Consider the following 15,992-nt stretch of genomic DNA (forward strand, 5'->3'; position numbering starts at 1 on the left):
ACATTCCACTATCATTACACATTACACTTTACACATTACACAATATCTAACGCCATATCGATCGCTTTGACAGAATTGGTAAGCGAACCGACCGAGATCATGTCCACTTTCGTCTTGGCATAATCCTCTATGTTCTCCAGCGTAATCCCGCCCGATGCTTCGAGGTAAGGCTTCACTTTCGCCAGCCTCTTTATCTCTACGCAGGCCTTCACTTCCCTTACCCCCATATTGTCGAGCATGATTATATCGGGCTTGCCTTCCAGGGCGTCATTAAATTGCTCTATGCTCGCAACCTCTATCTCTACGACCGTACCTTTTAAATTACCCTTCCTCGCGCGCTCTACTAATGTCTTAAGCCGCTTTCCCGCGCCCTGAGCTTCGATATGGTTATCCTTTATCAATACCTGGTCATACAGGCCCATCCTGTGGTTCGTTCCGCCGCCGGTAAAGACCGCGTATTTTTCCAGATACCTGAGAAGCGGCAGCGTCTTGCGCGTATCCATTACCTTAACGCCGTACGGCTTGGCCTTTTCGACGAATTGTCTCGTCCTGGTCGCGACGCCGCTTAAGAAAGAAAGAAAATTAAGCATCGTTCGCTCAGCCCTCAGTATCGAATCAAGGCGCCCTTCTAAGAACGCTGCCTCCTTGCCTCCCCCGACAAACACGCCGTCCCTGCAGTTAGGTTTGAACCTGACGCTGTAATCCATCTGGGACATAAGCCATTCGCATATCTCCAGCCCGCAGACGACGCAGTCCTCCCTGGCCACTATAACGGCATTTCGGCTTGTGATCTTATCTATGAGGACGTTAGTAGTTATATCACCCTTACCTATGTCCTCTTTCAACGCGGCCTTGATTATCGGCAATACCCTGTATTTATCGAGTTTCATAGATCGATGCTTATCCTTTTATTCTATCTCGCCCGTTGTATCGCTCTCGACGATATTCGGCGCGCCCGTATTCTCATCTACGTCGTCTCCGGGCGGCATCATCTGAGGGTTATCGACCCCGCAGCCGCCTTCATCAGCCCTTCTTTCCCCCTCGTCACCCAGATCTATAGGCTTCATGTTCTCCTCGGACTCGCTCTCGGAGGACGTCTTCTCTTCCGCGACAGTTTTATCGCCGCCCTCTTCCGCAGAACAATCCGGAACCGCGCACAGTCCGAAAATAGCGAACAAGACCAACAGCACATATTTCATAGAACAACCTCCTTATTTTAATTCCTTCACGTTATCTTTTATCTTCTTCAATTGTATTTCGAGTTCCGAGCGCCGTTCTCTCTGCTTGTCAACTACCTCTTTCGGGGCCTTGGACGTAAAGTTCCTGTCTTTGAGCCTTTTGCCGATCGCTTCGATCTCGCCTGTGATCCTCGTCCCTTCTTTCTTCAGCCTTCCCTTCTCTTTTTCGAAATCTATGACGCTTTCCAATGGCAGATACACCTCTATCTCGCCCACGACGCTGACTGCCGCGTTCTTCGGCTTCGACAGCTTGCCTATCTTAAGGTCCGCCGCCCTGGAAAGACGTTTTATCATATCCGCGTTCTCTGTAAGGAGCGCCTCATCGCGCTTGCCGTGCACGTTCATCATGACCGATATCTCAAACCTGGGCTCAATGTTCCAGACCGACCTCATGTTCCTTATCGAGGTGATCAGTCCGATAAGTTTCTTCATGCCGTCCTCGGCCTCTTTCGATATCATCTCTTTCTGGACATGCGGCCAGGGCTGGACCATTATGGATGCGCCTTGCGTATCTTTGCCCCTCGGCAATTTCTGCCATATCTCTTCCGTCACAAAAGGCATGAACGGATGGAGCATCCTAAGGGACTTCTCGAGGATCTTATACAACATCATTTGCGACGTCTTCTGGTCTATGGTCGATTTCGCTATCTCTATATACCAGTCACAGAACTCGTGCCACATGAACTCATATATGGAATTCGCCGCCTCATTGAACCTGTATGCGTCAAGGCATTCCCCGACATAGCCTAATGTGGAATAGAAACGCGACAGTATCCATCTCTCGGAAAGCGATAACCTGGCCGCTTTGAAGAATACGCATAAGTCCGCATCCACCTCACCGGCCTTCAGGTTCATGAGAATGAACCTGGAAGCGTTCCATATCTTGTTCGCGAAGTTCCGGCCGAGCTCGAATTTGCCTTCGGAAAGGAATACGTCCTGCCCCTGGGCGGTTATCGATATTATGCTGAAACGGAGCGCGTCAGTCCCGTACTTTGCGATCATATCGAGCGGGTCTATGACATTGCCGAGCGATTTCGACATCTTCGTTCCTGTTATATCCCTCACCGTTCCGTGTATATATACGTTCTTGAACGGGATATCGCCCATGAATTCATAACCGGCCATTATCATGCGCGCCACCCAGAAGAAGATGATCTCCTGCGCCGTAACAAGGGAATTTGTCGGATAAAAATATTTCAGATCCGGCGTCTCCCCGGGCCAGCCGAACGTCGAAAACGGCCAAAGCCACGAAGAGAACCATGTATCGAGCACATCAGGATCCTGCTCTATTTCAGTCGATCCGCATTCAGGGCATTTCTCCGGCTTCACTTTAGATACTATTATCCCTCTTTGTTTTGAATTTATAGTTTGAGATTTGGAATTTGTTTGGAATTTGGGATTTGGAATTTGGTCATTCCGCATACAACCATTACAGTAATAGACAGGTATGCGGTGCCCCCACCATATCTGCCTCGAGATACACCAATCCCTTATATTCTCCATCCAATCCAGATATACCTTAGTCCATCTTGCGGGGTAAAATTTTATCTTCCCCTTTTTGACTGCCTCTATAGCCGGTTCTGCCAGAGGTTTCATCTTGACGAACCATTGGGGAGAAAGCCTCGGCTCTACCATAGTATGGCACCGGTAACAGTGGCCCACCGCATGCCTGTGCGCCTCCGATTTTACGAATAGCCCCCGCTCTTTCAGGTCCTCAATGATCGCTTCTCTCGCCTCGAACCTGTCCATATTCTCATATTCGCCGCCGGTCGCGTTTATGGTCGCGTTGTCGTTCATCACATTTATCTGTTCCAGTCCGTGTTTCTTCCCAAGTTCGAAGTCCACAGGATCATGGGCAGGCGTGACCTTCAGCGCGCCTGTGCCGAACTTCAGGTCGACAAGCGGGTCGAATATTATCTTCAGTTCTCTGTCCAGAAGAGGAAGCATTATCGTCCTACCCTCCAGGTCCTTATATCTCTTATCCTTGGGATTCACCGCGATCGCGACGTCGCCCAACATCGTCTCAGGTCTTGTCGTCGCAACGATAACATGGTCCTCTCCTTTTTTGCCTGATCCGCCTTTTATCGGGTACTTTATATAATAGAGCATGCCGTCTACGTCTCTATGCTGCGACTCTTCATCGGATAATGCCGTCTGGCACCTCGGGCACCAGTTGATTATATAATTCCCTTTATAGATGAGCCCTTTTGCGTAAAGACGCGTGAATACCTCCAGGACAGCGTACGAGAGGCCTTTATCCATCGTAAAGCGCGTCCGTTCCCAGTCGCATGAACAGCCGAGCTTCTTAAGCTGCCTGATTATCGTAGAGCCGTATTCCTCTCTCCACTTCCATACCTCCTCCACGAACTTTTCCCTGCCGAGATCGTGCCTCTTGACCCCTTCCTTCGCGAGCTTCCTCTCGACGACATTCTGGGTCGCGATGCCCGCGTGGTCAGTCCCGGGCATCCATTCCGCCTCAAAGCCCTGCATCCTTTTAAATCGTATCAATATATCCTGGATGGTATCGTTAAGGGCATGGCCCATATGGAGAATTCCCGTGATATTCGGAGGAGGTATCACAATAGAATACGGCTTCTTCCCGGATTTCGGAGTCGCGTGAAAATAACCCTGATCTTCCCATGACTTATACAGCCTATCCTCTACTTCATAAGGATTATACGCCTTTGCCAATTCACCCGGATTCATATCTTTAGTCTTTTCCATGCTGTTTATTTATGCTCTCCAAGGTCATCTTCATGTTGGCCAGGTCTATCTTAAGATTGAAACGCCCCAGGAACGACATCCCCAACAACCCATCTTTGGATCCTATGCCGCCTATATCATCTACGATGATCGCGGCCATCACGTCATTGACCTCCGCTTCCTGGACCCGCACGCTCTTCAACATGAACAGCTTTGCGTCTATGGCGCGATTGTCGGCCACATGTAATTTGGCCATATCTTTGGTCGTATCCGCCAGGTCTACCCCCAACTCCTCGCCTATCTTCTTCGACAGCACAACAAGGGACGCGCCGGTATCCAGCACAAGGCTGACGTTTATACTATCATTCAACAGCGCATCGACGATTATGCCGTGCGATCCCTCGTCTCTCTTGACCTTGATCTCTTTCTTTCCGGACTCCGAGGCCGTTTTCCTCTGCTGCTCCTCCTCGATCTGCTTTTCATAGTCAGTGAAGCGTCTCTCGCGTTCCCTGAAAAACTCCTCTTCCTGCGCTTCAAGTTCCTTCTTCTTATTCTCCCACTTCTCGCGCAGCGCGAAAAGCTCCTCAGCCGTCGAACGGTATATCTCTTTTATCTGGTCTTTATTACACGTGATGGTGCCGAAACCGACATCGACCTCCACAGAATCTGCGCTCTCCGTCTTTATTACGCCTTCTATAGTGCCGCCGCTATTGAAATAGACGGTGTCCGCCCCGGAACCCGCCGCGCAGAATAAGGCGACGCCCGACATCACTGCAATGACTGCCGATATTTTCCCTGACATAATCACTTTCGCACCTTATTTCATGAACTTTGACAGTAACGCTATAGCCGTCTCATTATCGTCCGTCGAGACTACCATGCGCGAAGAGCCGCCGCAAGAACAGGCCGTTACGTATAAATATTTAATATCGATCTTGTTCTTGCGTAGCTCGGTAGTCACCACTTTCAACGCGCCCGGCTTGTTCTCGAGGTCAACGATAACGACCTCCGTCTCTTTGACCAACTTGTATCTCTTTTTCCTCAGGTCGTTTAAAATACGTATGTTAGCGTTGGTTACGAGCATGAGTTTAGCCGACTTCCCGGCCTCGTATCCTACGACCGCATCGACATTGATCCCGTTATTTGCCAGCATCATCGATATGTCCGCCAGCAGGCCTATCTTGTTCGTCGTATTTATCACTATCTCTTCGCCCAGATAAACGTTCTTTACCATATTCAACCTCCGGATTTTTCGCCATTTCCCGTTAACAGGTTATATCCTTTTATCATACCGTCGCATACAACCTGGACCATATTCCTGAACTCGCCCATGTCGCCCTTAGCGAGAGCGGTATAATATTTATGCCTGTCTTCGACCTGGATAAGCATGGGCGGATACCCCTTTGAAAGGGCCTGGGCCAGTATTATCAGCCTTCCCACCCTGCCGTTGCCGTCAAAGAAAGGATGTATCCCTTCAAATTCGTAATGGTCGTGCGCGATCTTCTTTATGGCGTCGTTGCCGTAACTGTTAACCCGCCCAAAAAAAGAACGCATCTTGACGGGTACGGCCTGCGCCGCCGGCACTATTAATTCCGTGTTCGTGACGTTGACGTGGCCTGTCCTGTACTTTCCGGGAAGCTTATTATTAAAATTATACAGAATGATCGAATGGAGCTTTAATATATACGCCTCATCGATCTTAAAGCCCGGCTTTATGGTCTCGAGCAGATACTTCAGGGCGTTATCGTGGTTCACGGCCTCCAGGACCTCAAAAAACTCCTTGCCCCTGACTTTCTTACCGTTTATCGCCATTTCGGTCTCTTTCATCGTCATGCGGCTGCCCTCAATGGCGTTGGAATTATAGGTCATCTCGAGAAAAAATCTTTCACGGACTTTCCGGTCGTCTTTAAGCTTTTTTATCGGGTCGCTCAGGCTTTTCTTAAGTCTCTCCACAAAACCTGAAAGGTCGACATGCTCCTTGAAAAGTTCGTCCAGGTGGCGCGACTGTGCCGGATGAGGCCGAACGCCCTTATCGATCCATCTGTAGACCGTCTTGTAGCTTACCTCCAAAAGCCGTGCGATCTCGGACCGCGAAACACCCGCTTCCTTAATCAGCCGGACTAGCTTATCTTTATCTGTAATTTCTATCCTTTTCATCGAATTTAACCTGCATTTGTCAATAGGACATTTATCCTATACCTAGACTTTAATAAAATATACCATATGTCCTATAATAAGTCAAGGACAGTCTTCATTTGCTACCTCCTGCCGGAAACCTCAATAGACCTGAAAGACGCCATGGCCGCTTCCTTGTATTTATCGAAGTTTATACTATCAGAGGCGGAATAGTTCAGGTTGAACAGCATTCCATCCGCGTCAAACAGGTAGAGCTCCTGCTTAACGCCGCCAGGGATCTCTATCTCTATCCTGGAAGCGTCATATCCGCACAGGCGGTCATCCGAAAGAAGAAATTTTCCTTCCGGAAAATGAAGTCTTTGGTCTTCGAGGAACTTCTGCCGGCCGGCCTGGATATCAACACCCTTACCTTTCACCGGTCTGACGAGTAGCTCTATGCCGGCGCCGCTATCCGGCGCGATAAAATACAAAACACTCCTGACGCCATCCGAATGGTCCTCTATCTTCCAGCCTTTAGGAGGAGAGAATGCAAAATAACCGTTCTTATCCTTACAGATACCGGCGTCGCGGCGCGTTGCGGCTGGCGAGGAAGCTGTTGTCAAACTCAGATAGCCTGCTAATAACACTAAAACAATAACAGGAGTTCTTCTGTTAAACAGGATCATAAATAATTGTTCATTTCGACGTTCCGGCCTTCGACCGTTCCGAATCCTTGAGAAGCTTATACTCCACCGAATCTACCAGGGCCTGCCAGGAAGCGTCTATGATATTTTCCGAAACCCCCATCGTCCACCAGGAATCGGCCTTGTCCTGTGATTGGATCAATACGCGGACCTTGGCGGCCGTCCCCTCTTTCTCGTCAAGGACCCTAACCTTGTAATCCATGAGGTGCATCTGGTCGAGGCTCGGGTAGAACTTCTTCAACGCCTTCCTCAAAGCGCTGTCGAGGGCATTCACAGGGCCGTCTCCTGTAGAGGCTGTGTGCTCCAGCTCTTTGCCGACCTTCAGCTTGATAACAACCTCCGAAGACATCTTGCCGTTTTTTTTCTTCTCCATGATTACCCTGAAATCTTCCAGGTCGAAGAAATTTTTGAACTTCTTCAATACCCGTTTAATCAGTAGCTCCAGGGAAGCTTCCGCGGCCTCAAAATGATACCCTTTATGCTCAAGATCCTGCAGGATCTTCAGGATCTTCTTAGACCCCTTCCCGTCCTTATCGATACCCAGATCCATCTCCTCCGCTTTCTTCAGGATGGTAGATTTTCCCGACAGCTCGGAGATCAAGAGTCTCCTGTGGTTCCCTATGCTATGAGGATCCACATGCTCGTAGGTCCTTGGATTCTTCAATATGGCGTTGACATGGACCCCCGCTTTGTGGGCGAACGCGCTGTTGCCGACATAAGGCTGGTTGTCCTGCAGTTTCATGTTGCACACATCCGCTACAAACCTGGAAACTTCCGTCAGCTCTTTAAGCGACAGGCCGGATACGCATGCCATGCCTAGTTTTAATTTTAGGTTGGCAATTATCGATACGAGGTTCGCGTTACCGCATCTCTCGCCGTAACCGTTCATGGTGCCCTGCGCCTGGACGCAGCCCGCCTGGACGGCGGCAATAGAATTCGCGACGGCCATATCGCAATCGTTATGAGCATGTATTCCCAGCGGAACAGAGATAGCGGCTTTGACCTCTTCGACTATCTCAAAAACCTGGGTAGTCATAGTGCCGCCGTTCGTATCGCACAATATGATCCTGGACGCGCCGGCCGCCTCAGCGGCCTTCAGGGTCTTAAGGGCGTATTCCTTATTACCCTTATATCCGTCAAAGAAATGTTCGGCGTCGTAGAAAACCTCGCGGCCTTTAGACCTTAAGAACCTGATAGAATCTTCTATCATCCTCAAATTCTCGTCGAGGTCGACATTGAAGACTTCTTCCACGTGGAGGTCCCAACTCTTACCGAAGATAGTAACGTACTTCGTCCCTGCCGCCACGAGGTTATTGAGCACCTTGTCCATCGAGGCCCTGGTGTGCGCGCGCCTGGTACTGCCGAAAGCGACAAGTTCTGAAAATCGCAGATGAAGGGATTTAGCCTTCTTAAAGAAGCTCATATCTTTCGGGTTCGCTCCGGGCCAACCGCCTTCGATAAAGTCTATGCCGAGCGCGTCCAGCTTCTCGCAGATCTTGAGCTTATCAACGACCGAAAAGGAAATCCCCTCCGACTGCGCCCCGTCGCGCAAAGTAGTGTCATACAGCTCGATTTTACCCATAGGTCCCTCTTTTTAGCTCTATTTTTTGCCCAATCCGAACTTCCCGTGGATCGCCCTCACGGCATCCTCGCCGCGCCTCTTCTCAACTATACAGGATATCTTTATCTCGCTCGTAGAGATCATTTCTATATTAATCTTGTTCTCCGCCAACGCCTCGAACATTTTCGCCGCGACGCCGGAATGGCTTCTCATGCCTATACCTACCACGGAGACCTTTGCTATATCCTTATCAAAGGTGATGTCACCGGCCCCGACCTTCTTCGACAGCTCCCTGGCGACTTTTATGGTCCTGTTAAGGTCCGTCGCGGGAACGGTAAATGACAGGTCGGTGGAACCGGTCCTGGAGACGTTCTGCACTATCATGTCAACGTTAATGCCGCCCTTGGCTATATCCTTGAATATCTTGGCAGCTATCCCCGGCTTGTCCGGGACATCGCAGATAGTGACCTTCGCCTCATCTTTATTTAACGCAACTCCGGAAACAACTATATTTTCCATCGCCCTTACCTCCTTGGAGATTATCGTCCCCGCCTTATTCGAAAATGTCGATCTGACATGTATGGGCACACCGAACTTCATAGCGAATTCGATCGAACGCGCCTGGAGTATCTGGGTCCCCAGGGACGCAAGTTCGAACATCTCCTCATAGCTTACCCTGTCCAGCTTCTTCGCGTCCTTTACCACCCTGGGGTCCGCTGTGAAGACGCCCTCAACATCCGTATTCATTTCGCACGATACCGCATTCAATACCTTAGCAAGCGCCACGGCGGTAAGGTTTGAGCCTCCCCTGCCGAGAGTCGTAATATCCTGGTTAACATTCACGCCCTGGAAGCCCGCTACTATCACGATCTTCTTTTTTTTCAGCTCTTCCACTATCCTTTTTGCGTTGATGTCCACGATCCTGGCCTTTGTGAAAGAGTCGTCTGTCATTATACCGACCTGAGCGCCTGTAAAAGATATAGCGTCAACGCCCAGCTTATGTATTGCCATCGCCAAAAGCGCGCACGATACCTGCTCACCTGTCGATATAAGCATGTCCAGCTCCCGCTCGGACGGCTGGGCTGTTATCTTATTGGCCAATGCTATCAACTCATCGGTAGTATGGCCGAGCGCGGAAACTACGACGACTACGTTGTAACCGTCTCTGGCGGTAGCTACGACCCGTCCGGCCACATGCTGTATGCGTTCGACATCAGCAACACTGGTCCCGCCGTATTTCTGGACGATGACCCCCTTATTCATATAACCACCTTCCGGCACTCTACGTTCGCGCTCTTCATCAAAGCTTCGGTAAGCGCCGCTCCCGACCTGAATTTTATCTTGCCGAGCGCGGCGTTTGATTCGCTGTAAATGTCAAATCCATTATGCCCGACGCCCTTCCCCGCCATAGCAAACGGCGCGGGATCGGAGACATGCGTCTTCAGCAAGACAGGCGTCGCGTGGTCCGACAATACCATTATCCTGAAATCCTTGGTCTGCTTCAGATATCTCCATACGGCGCCTACGACGAACTTGTCGAAATTCTCTATTGCGGTTATTTTCGCCCTTACGTCGCCGTTATGCCCGGCCTCGTCCGGTGATTCGACGTGGACAAATACAAAATCTTTACTTTTCAAAGACTCTAGGGCGTATTCCCCCTTACCCTGATAATTCGTATCGTAATAACCGGTCGCGCCCGGAACATTTATAAGTTCCAGGCCTATCAGTTTGCCGATGCCGTTAACAAGATCGACAGCCGAGATGACGGATCCGTCGAGGTCGAACATCCCCTTAAAGCTCGGCATGTTAGGATTGGTGCCCTGCCCCCATAACCATATCATGTTAGCGGGGTTCTCCTTAAGATCGACCCTTACCCTGTTAATCTCGTGCTTATCCAGGAACGGCCTCGAATCGTTCATAAGCCGCATTAAAGGCTCAGCGCCGTTACCTGCGGGGAGATGTTTCGAAACGCTCCCTCCCGTTATGTCGTGCGGCGGCGTGCATTCGACTTTCTTCAGTTCGTTCAATTCGCCTACCGACCTCGTCTTTATCACTACGAGGTTGCGGTAGCTCTTGCCGTGGTAAAATTTTATCGTCTGGGATCCGAGCTTTTCGTTCAAATACTCCATCAGCTTGGCCGACTCTTTATCGGAGATGTGGCCCGCGCTGTAATCGGCCATCGTATCGTTAGTAACAGTTACGAGATTACATCTGAACGCTATTTCGTCCGTATCGAGTTCTATGCCGATGTTAGCCGCTTCCAGCGGGCCCCTGCCTGTGTAATATGTCTTCGGGTCGTATCCCATTATAGAAAGATTCGCGATGTCGCTCGCGGGCTTCATGCCCCTCGGAACGGTCTTGACCAGCCCTATCATGCCGGACTTCACGATCTCATTGATATTCGGTATCTTGGCGACTTCAAGAGGTGTCTTGTTGTCAAGCTCAGGCATCGGGTAGTCACTCATACCGTCGCCTACAAGTATAGCGTATTTCATATTCAAAACCCCATCTCGCTGACTATCAGTTCAATTTTCGGCTCCAGAACCTTCGGCTTTTCAACGCTCGCTATTGCCCTGTCGGGATCCTTCAGGCCGTGGCCGGTCAGGACACAGACGATCTTCGCATTAGCCTTCTTAAAATATCCTTTTTTAGCCAATTTCAATATGCCCGCAACGCTCGCCGCGCTCGCAGGCTCGACAAAAACCCCTTCTTTAGCAGCAAGCAATTTGTATGCCGCGAGGATTTCCTCGTCGGTGACAGCGTCTATCAGGCCGCCCGACTCGTCTCGGGCTAATTCGGCCTGTTTCCAGCTTGCCGGGTTGCCGATCTTGATAGCTGTCGCGATGGTCTTAGGGTCCTTAACCGGATGGCCAAGAACTATCGGGGCCGCACCCTCCGCCTGAAAACCCAGCATCTTCGGCAGCGTTTTACTAAAACCTGCATGCTTATATTCTTTGTAACCTTTCCAATACGCGGTTATGTTCCCGGCGTTTCCTACGGGGATCGCGTGAAAATCGGGCGCGTCGCCGAGACAATCGCATATCTCGAACGAACCGGTCTTCTGCCCTTCGATCCTGTAAGGATTGATTGAATTTACCAGGGTCAGCGGATATTTTTTAGTTATATCCCTGACCAATTCCAGCGCGTCATCGAAATTCCCCTTCACCGCAATTACCTTTGCCCCGTGGATCATAGCCTGCGACAGTTTACCGAGCGCGATCGAGCCCTCGGGTATCAGCACTACCGCCTTGAGGCCCGCCTTTGCGGCATAAGCCGCGGCAGATGCCGAAGTGTTGCCGGTAGACGCGCACATCACCGCCTTTGACCCTTCTTCCATGGCTTTGGAAATAGCGAGGGTCATACCCCGGTCTTTGAATGAACCGGTAGGATTCAGCCCCTCATACTTCAGGTAGACCTCCGCGCTTTCTCCTATCATGGCCGACAGATGAAGCGCGCGGATCAGCGGCGTATTACCCTCTTTCAGCGTGATTACCGGGGTTTTACCGGTTATCGGTAAAAATTTCTTATACTTTTCAATAATACCGTTCCATATTTCCATACGTTACCTCTCGACCCTTATCAGGACCGATTTCTTCTTCATAGCGTTCAACTTGTCTATCTCTTTTATCGCCTTAGCCATGTCACGCTCGCGCGCCTCATGGGTCATCATGACTATCGGAACGACTTTAGAGCTCTTCTTCTGTTTCTGGGAAACGCTTGCTATGCTTATCTTATACTTCGCGAGTATGCCTGATATCCTGGCCAGGACTCCGGGCTTATCGATCGCCGAGAACCTTATGTAGTATCTGGTCTTTATATCATCCATCGCCCTTATCGACTTGACGTCTTTTTTGAAACCGACGCAGCAATCTACCTTGGCGCCGTCCTTAGCTATATGCTTCGATATAGCGATGATGTCGCTCACAACGGCGCTCGAGGTCGGTTCGGCGCCCGCGCCCTTCCCATAGAAAAGATTTTCACCCGCAAGGTCGCCCTTTACAAATATCGCGTTATACACGCCGTTCACGTTCGATAGCATATGCGATTCCGGTATAAGCGTCGGGTGGACCCTAAGCTCAAGCGAATCTCCGTACCTCTTAGCAATCGCCAGGAGCTTTATTACGTACCCGAGTTCTTTCGCGTACGTTATGTCTCCGGCTTCGATATTGGTAATGCCTTCTGTATAAATACCGCCGGCCTTGACGGACGCGCCGAAGCCCAGCAGCGCGAGAACGGATAATTTGTGGCTCGAGTCTCCGCCGCTTATGTCAAGATACGGGTCGGCCTCTGCGTAACCCAGCTTCTGGGCCATCTCCAGCGCCTCTTTGAAATCGAGGCCGTCCTGGGCCATCTTCGACAATATGAAATTACTGGTCCCGTTTATTATCCCGTATATTACCTCAAACCTGTTAGCGACGAAGCCCTCCTTCATCGCGCGGATTATGGGGATGCCTCCGCCGACACTCGCCTCAAAACCTACGCACAGCCCTAGCGCGTTCGAGAGGTTGAATATCTCGTATCCGGAATCCGACAATAGCGCCTTATTGGCCGTTACGACATGTTTCCCCTGGCGCAGCGCTTCCAGGACGACGTCCTTTGCCGGCCTTATCCCGCCTATGAGTTCTACGATTATATCTATCTTCGGGTCATACAGGACCTTCCCTATAGACCTGGTAAGCGTCTTCCTGTCCACTTTTACAGGACGCTTCGCCTTCAGGTCCTTATCGCATATCAAGGAGACCGTAACATCCACATCACTCTTGTCGCGCAAAAAAGCCCGCCGTGACTTCAGCGCCTTGACTACGCCCGCGCCGATTTTGCCGAAACCGATAATTCCTATTTTTATCTTTTTCATGTCTTTCCTCGAAAAATCGTTATGGTCGGGGCGGGCGGATTCGAACCGCCGACCCCTTGCACCCCAAGCAAGTGCTCTAGCCAATCTGCGCTACGCCCCGCCAAAACAATTTTTTGTTACCGCAAACCCATCATCACTAAGCCCCGTCCTCCATCTTTGGCGTTCGGGTCATGAGGTCATGGACCGCTCTTTTAGGGTCCTTGTTCTCGTAAAGCACTTTATATATCTCTACCGTTATCGGCATCTCCACTTTATGCTTCTTAGAGAGATCATAGGCCGCCTTCGAGGTCGCCACTCCTTCAATGACCATATCGGTCTCTTTCAGCACATCTTTCAGTTTTTTGCCCAGGCCGATCTGTTCTCCAAGCCACCTGTTCCTGGAATACTGGCTTATGCATGTCGTCGTAAGATCGCCGAGGCCGCTTAATCCGTAAAACGTCTCTTTCTTCGCTCCCATTGCCGCGCCAAGCCGCACTATCTCGACCAGCCCCCGGGTAAGGAGCGCCGCCTTCGCGTTGGTTCCGAATCCGAGAGCGTCGCTCGCGCCTGCGGCTATCGCGACTATGTTCTTCAAAGCGCCGCCGAGCTCAACGCCCTTGATATCATTCGTAGTGTATATTCTGAACCGGTCGGTCATAAAGACTTCCTGCAGTTGCCGGGCAAGCCCGAGATCCTCCGACGATATGACAGCCGTAGTGGGGACTCCGTTGGCCACCTCGAGCGCTATGGTCGGCCCGGAAAGCACCGCAGGAGGCCTGCTGCCCATAACCTCGTGTATGACTTCGGACATCCGCATAAGCGTATCGTTCTCTATTCCTTTGGTGACGCTTATGAGAGCTTTATCTGCCGTATTTTCTTTCTTCAATTCATTCAGCACGCCCCTCATGAACTGCGAAGGCACGGCCAGCGCGATGAGGTCCTTGCCATATACGGCGTCCTTCATGGACGCGGTAAAACCTACATTATTCGGCATCTTTACGCCGGGAAGGAATTTGAGATTCTCCCTGCCGCGCTTCAATATCTCTATATAATCGGGAAAAGCGCCCCACATAGTGACATCGAACCCCTTATTTGCCAATAAGATAGCAAGAGTCGTGCCCCATCCGCCGTCGCCTATAATAGAGATATTATTTATTCTATTCATATATATAATAATATTTGGATATAAGAAATTTAATATATCATAAGGACAGCAAAAATGTCAATGAAGAAAAGCTCATATTTTCTGCCACTTGAGTAGCGAAAAATCTTACTAGGGAAACAGATAAAAACCTAAGCCGACGTTATGATGAGCACATTGAAAATATTAGGTCTTTGTGATGGAGAAAAACGGTTATATATAACAATGTTTTGATATTAAAAGAGCCAAGGCTGTCTGAGGCCGGATCATCGTCCCGCCAAAGGCGGGCCTGCCCGCCTGACACAGTCGAAGCCGGGCAGGCGGGACGCCGGCCGAGTTGCCGCAGGCTCCCGTTTTTCGACTGAACAAAGACCGACCCTGTAGTATGAGAGTGGGGAAATATTTTCAGTGCTCACATAACTAGGCTTAGGTTAGAGCAGGAATAGTAAAATCTTTCGCGGATTACTTCTTATATTTGCCGATGAGTTGACCCCGGCCCAGAGCTGGAGGGCGCGGCCAGTATCGACGTCCTTCGCCTCATTTCGACACCTCAAGCTGGTACAGGTCGGCAGCCGTTCCCGTCAACCAAAGATGTTTACCGTCCCACGCTATACCTGTCGCCCTGTTCACAGCCGAAATAAAAGCGCCTATGATTTCATATCTATCAACGTCTATCTTGTAGACTATCTTGTCGAACCAGCTCGTTATCCATAAATTTTTACCGTCCCACGCCATCTGGCACGGTTCCTGGATATACTTGATCTCCACCTTCTTTATAATATTGGCGTTCTCGTTCATCTCAAGAAGATGGAATTTAGTGCCCATTCCGCGCGTCCACGTTATTACGAATAAGCGGCTTCCGGTCCATACGACGCCTGCCGGAAAGGACGGCGCAAGCGAAACCTCGAGGCCGTCCGGCACCATCTCGTCATTCTCGATGCGGACCCGGTAAAGTTTACGCGCCTGCCAATCGGTCACAAAATATACGTCGCCGGACTTCCTCGTGATCCCTTCGGTGAAACTCCCTATCGGTTTGATGTCGCGAACGTGCAGGCCGCTCATTGCGTCGACAACCCATACATTGCCGTTCAACCCCTTAGCGACGGGGCCGTTCGCCACCCATATGTCGGCGCCGTTCCAGAAAAGCCCTTCATGATAACCCTTTTCAAGCTTGATCTCACGCAGTACCTTAACTGGTATCTCCTTGAATTGTTTTCCCTTATTAAGCTGGTCCGTTTGTGTCCCGGCATGAACAATATCCGCGGATAAAAATATCAGCGCTAAGATAACCGCGTTAATAAACTTCGGTTGCATTCGTCTCATCTGCGGGTTCCCTTGCCTCATTCACACGGGTTTTAAGTTCGTCTATCTCTTTTTTGAGCTCGACATTCTCCGCCTCCAGTTTCTGAAGACGGCGGTCTACCTCCACGAATTTCCTCGACGAAAACTCTTCCGCGCTTTCAAGGATGAACGTAGTGGCATTGCGCTGATGCATCTTCGCGCCTTTCGGCATCAGTATGGTGACGTCATTATTGACCTTTCTTGCCTCCATCCCGGGAGGTATCGACACGTCGGGCGTTGAACCGTTACCCTGCATGTCATTCTCCGCGAATATAATAGCCGGACAGATAAATGCGATCGATACGACCGCCAAAACCATCACTCCTCTCATAAACGTCTCCTGTCTTTTTGGCAT

General features: G+C 50.4%; 15 protein-coding genes and 1 tRNA gene. All 16 read right to left on the reverse strand.

Annotated elements, in window-relative coordinates:
- Positions 1–35 precede the first annotated feature (35 nt).
- Positions 36–890: a carboxylating nicotinate-nucleotide diphosphorylase gene (gene nadC / locus WC592_05590; GenBank protein ID MFA4981926.1), complete on the reverse strand. Its 855-nt coding sequence runs from the start codon at positions 888–890 to the stop codon at positions 36–38.
- Positions 891–908: 18 nt separating this feature from the next.
- Entirely contained in the window at positions 909–1,199 is a 291-nt protein-coding gene (locus WC592_05595; protein ID MFA4981927.1) for a hypothetical protein, read from the reverse strand.
- 12 nt (positions 1,200–1,211) lie between these two features.
- A complete protein-coding gene (locus tag WC592_05600) occupies positions 1,212–3,944 on the reverse strand; it encodes a valine--tRNA ligase (protein ID MFA4981928.1) in 2,733 nt (910 codons plus the stop codon).
- 4 nt (positions 3,945–3,948) lie between these two features.
- Positions 3,949–4,743, reverse strand: coding sequence for a retropepsin-like aspartic protease (locus WC592_05605; protein ID MFA4981929.1), 795 nt, complete (start codon positions 4,741–4,743; stop codon positions 3,949–3,951).
- A 15-nt stretch (positions 4,744–4,758) separates the two neighbouring features.
- The gene (locus WC592_05610; GenBank protein MFA4981930.1) at positions 4,759–5,175 is read right to left on the reverse strand and encodes a hypothetical protein; all 417 of its coding nucleotides are present in this window, start codon (positions 5,173–5,175) and stop codon (positions 4,759–4,761) included.
- Positions 5,176–5,177: 2 nt separating this feature from the next.
- On the reverse strand, positions 5,178–6,098 hold the full coding sequence (locus tag WC592_05615) for a Fic family protein (protein MFA4981931.1): 921 nt from the start codon (positions 6,096–6,098) through the stop codon (positions 5,178–5,180).
- Positions 6,099–6,199: 101 nt separating this feature from the next.
- Positions 6,200–6,679, reverse strand: a complete 480-nt coding sequence (locus tag WC592_05620) for a hypothetical protein (GenBank protein ID MFA4981932.1) — start codon at positions 6,677–6,679, stop codon at positions 6,200–6,202.
- A gap of 73 nt (positions 6,680–6,752) precedes the next feature.
- The gene (gene cimA, locus WC592_05625; protein MFA4981933.1) at positions 6,753–8,342 is read right to left on the reverse strand and encodes a citramalate synthase; all 1,590 of its coding nucleotides are present in this window, start codon (positions 8,340–8,342) and stop codon (positions 6,753–6,755) included.
- Positions 8,343–8,360: 18 nt separating this feature from the next.
- The gene (locus WC592_05630; GenBank protein ID MFA4981934.1) at positions 8,361–9,584 is read right to left on the reverse strand and encodes an aspartate kinase; all 1,224 of its coding nucleotides are present in this window, start codon (positions 9,582–9,584) and stop codon (positions 8,361–8,363) included.
- On the reverse strand, positions 9,581–10,816 hold the full coding sequence (locus WC592_05635) for a cofactor-independent phosphoglycerate mutase (protein ID MFA4981935.1): 1,236 nt from the start codon (positions 10,814–10,816) through the stop codon (positions 9,581–9,583). Before WC592_05635 ends, WC592_05630 begins: the two co-directional genes overlap by 4 nt.
- 2 nt (positions 10,817–10,818) lie before the next feature.
- A complete protein-coding gene (thrC, locus tag WC592_05640) occupies positions 10,819–11,880 on the reverse strand; it encodes a threonine synthase (GenBank protein ID MFA4981936.1) in 1,062 nt (353 codons plus the stop codon).
- A 3-nt stretch (positions 11,881–11,883) separates the two neighbouring features.
- The gene (locus WC592_05645) at positions 11,884–13,176 is read right to left on the reverse strand and encodes a homoserine dehydrogenase (protein ID MFA4981937.1); all 1,293 of its coding nucleotides are present in this window, start codon (positions 13,174–13,176) and stop codon (positions 11,884–11,886) included.
- A gap of 22 nt (positions 13,177–13,198) precedes the next feature.
- A tRNA-Pro gene (locus tag WC592_05650) sits at positions 13,199–13,276 on the reverse strand.
- A 36-nt stretch (positions 13,277–13,312) separates the two neighbouring features.
- On the reverse strand, positions 13,313–14,320 hold the full coding sequence (locus WC592_05655) for an NAD(P)H-dependent glycerol-3-phosphate dehydrogenase (GenBank protein MFA4981938.1): 1,008 nt from the start codon (positions 14,318–14,320) through the stop codon (positions 13,313–13,315).
- 513 nt (positions 14,321–14,833) lie between these two features.
- Positions 14,834–15,619, reverse strand: a complete 786-nt coding sequence (locus WC592_05660) for a hypothetical protein (protein MFA4981939.1) — start codon at positions 15,617–15,619, stop codon at positions 14,834–14,836.
- Positions 15,591–15,968, reverse strand: coding sequence for a hypothetical protein (locus tag WC592_05665; protein ID MFA4981940.1), 378 nt, complete (start codon positions 15,966–15,968; stop codon positions 15,591–15,593). Before WC592_05665 ends, WC592_05660 begins: the two co-directional genes overlap by 29 nt.
- Between the last annotated feature and the right edge of the window lie 24 nt (positions 15,969–15,992).

The organism is Candidatus Omnitrophota bacterium, assembly GCA_041648975.1.
Classification (GTDB): Bacteria; Omnitrophota; Gorgyraeia; order 2-01-FULL-45-10; family 2-01-FULL-45-10; genus JAQUSE01.

Excerpts from the sequence above, each read along its gene's own strand:
- nadC (MFA4981926.1), bottom strand. The coding sequence starts at position 890 with ATGAAACTCGATAAATACAGGGTATTGCCGATAATCAAGGCCGCGTTG.
- WC592_05665 (MFA4981940.1), bottom strand. The coding sequence starts at position 15,968 with ATGAGAGGAGTGATGGTTTTGGCGGTCGTATCGATCGCATTTATCTGT.
- WC592_05615 (MFA4981931.1), bottom strand. The coding sequence starts at position 6,098 with ATGAAAAGGATAGAAATTACAGATAAAGATAAGCTAGTCCGGCTGATT.
- WC592_05655 (MFA4981938.1), bottom strand. The coding sequence starts at position 14,320 with ATGAATAGAATAAATAATATCTCTATTATAGGCGACGGCGGATGGGGC.
- WC592_05645 (MFA4981937.1), bottom strand. The coding sequence starts at position 13,176 with ATGAAAAAGATAAAAATAGGAATTATCGGTTTCGGCAAAATCGGCGCG.
- cimA (MFA4981933.1), bottom strand. The coding sequence starts at position 8,342 with ATGGGTAAAATCGAGCTGTATGACACTACTTTGCGCGACGGGGCGCAG.
- WC592_05635 (MFA4981935.1), bottom strand. The coding sequence starts at position 10,816 with ATGAAATACGCTATACTTGTAGGCGACGGTATGAGTGACTACCCGATG.
- WC592_05610 (MFA4981930.1), bottom strand. The coding sequence starts at position 5,175 with ATGGTAAAGAACGTTTATCTGGGCGAAGAGATAGTGATAAATACGACG.
- WC592_05600 (MFA4981928.1), bottom strand. The coding sequence starts at position 3,944 with ATGAATCCGGGTGAATTGGCAAAGGCGTATAATCCTTATGAAGTAGAG.
- thrC (MFA4981936.1), bottom strand. The coding sequence starts at position 11,880 with ATGGAAATATGGAACGGTATTATTGAAAAGTATAAGAAATTTTTACCG.
- WC592_05595 (MFA4981927.1), bottom strand. The coding sequence starts at position 1,199 with ATGAAATATGTGCTGTTGGTCTTGTTCGCTATTTTCGGACTGTGCGCG.
- WC592_05605 (MFA4981929.1), bottom strand. The coding sequence starts at position 4,743 with ATGTCAGGGAAAATATCGGCAGTCATTGCAGTGATGTCGGGCGTCGCC.
- WC592_05660 (MFA4981939.1), bottom strand. The coding sequence starts at position 15,619 with ATGAGACGAATGCAACCGAAGTTTATTAACGCGGTTATCTTAGCGCTG.
- WC592_05630 (MFA4981934.1), bottom strand. The coding sequence starts at position 9,584 with ATGAATAAGGGGGTCATCGTCCAGAAATACGGCGGGACCAGTGTTGCT.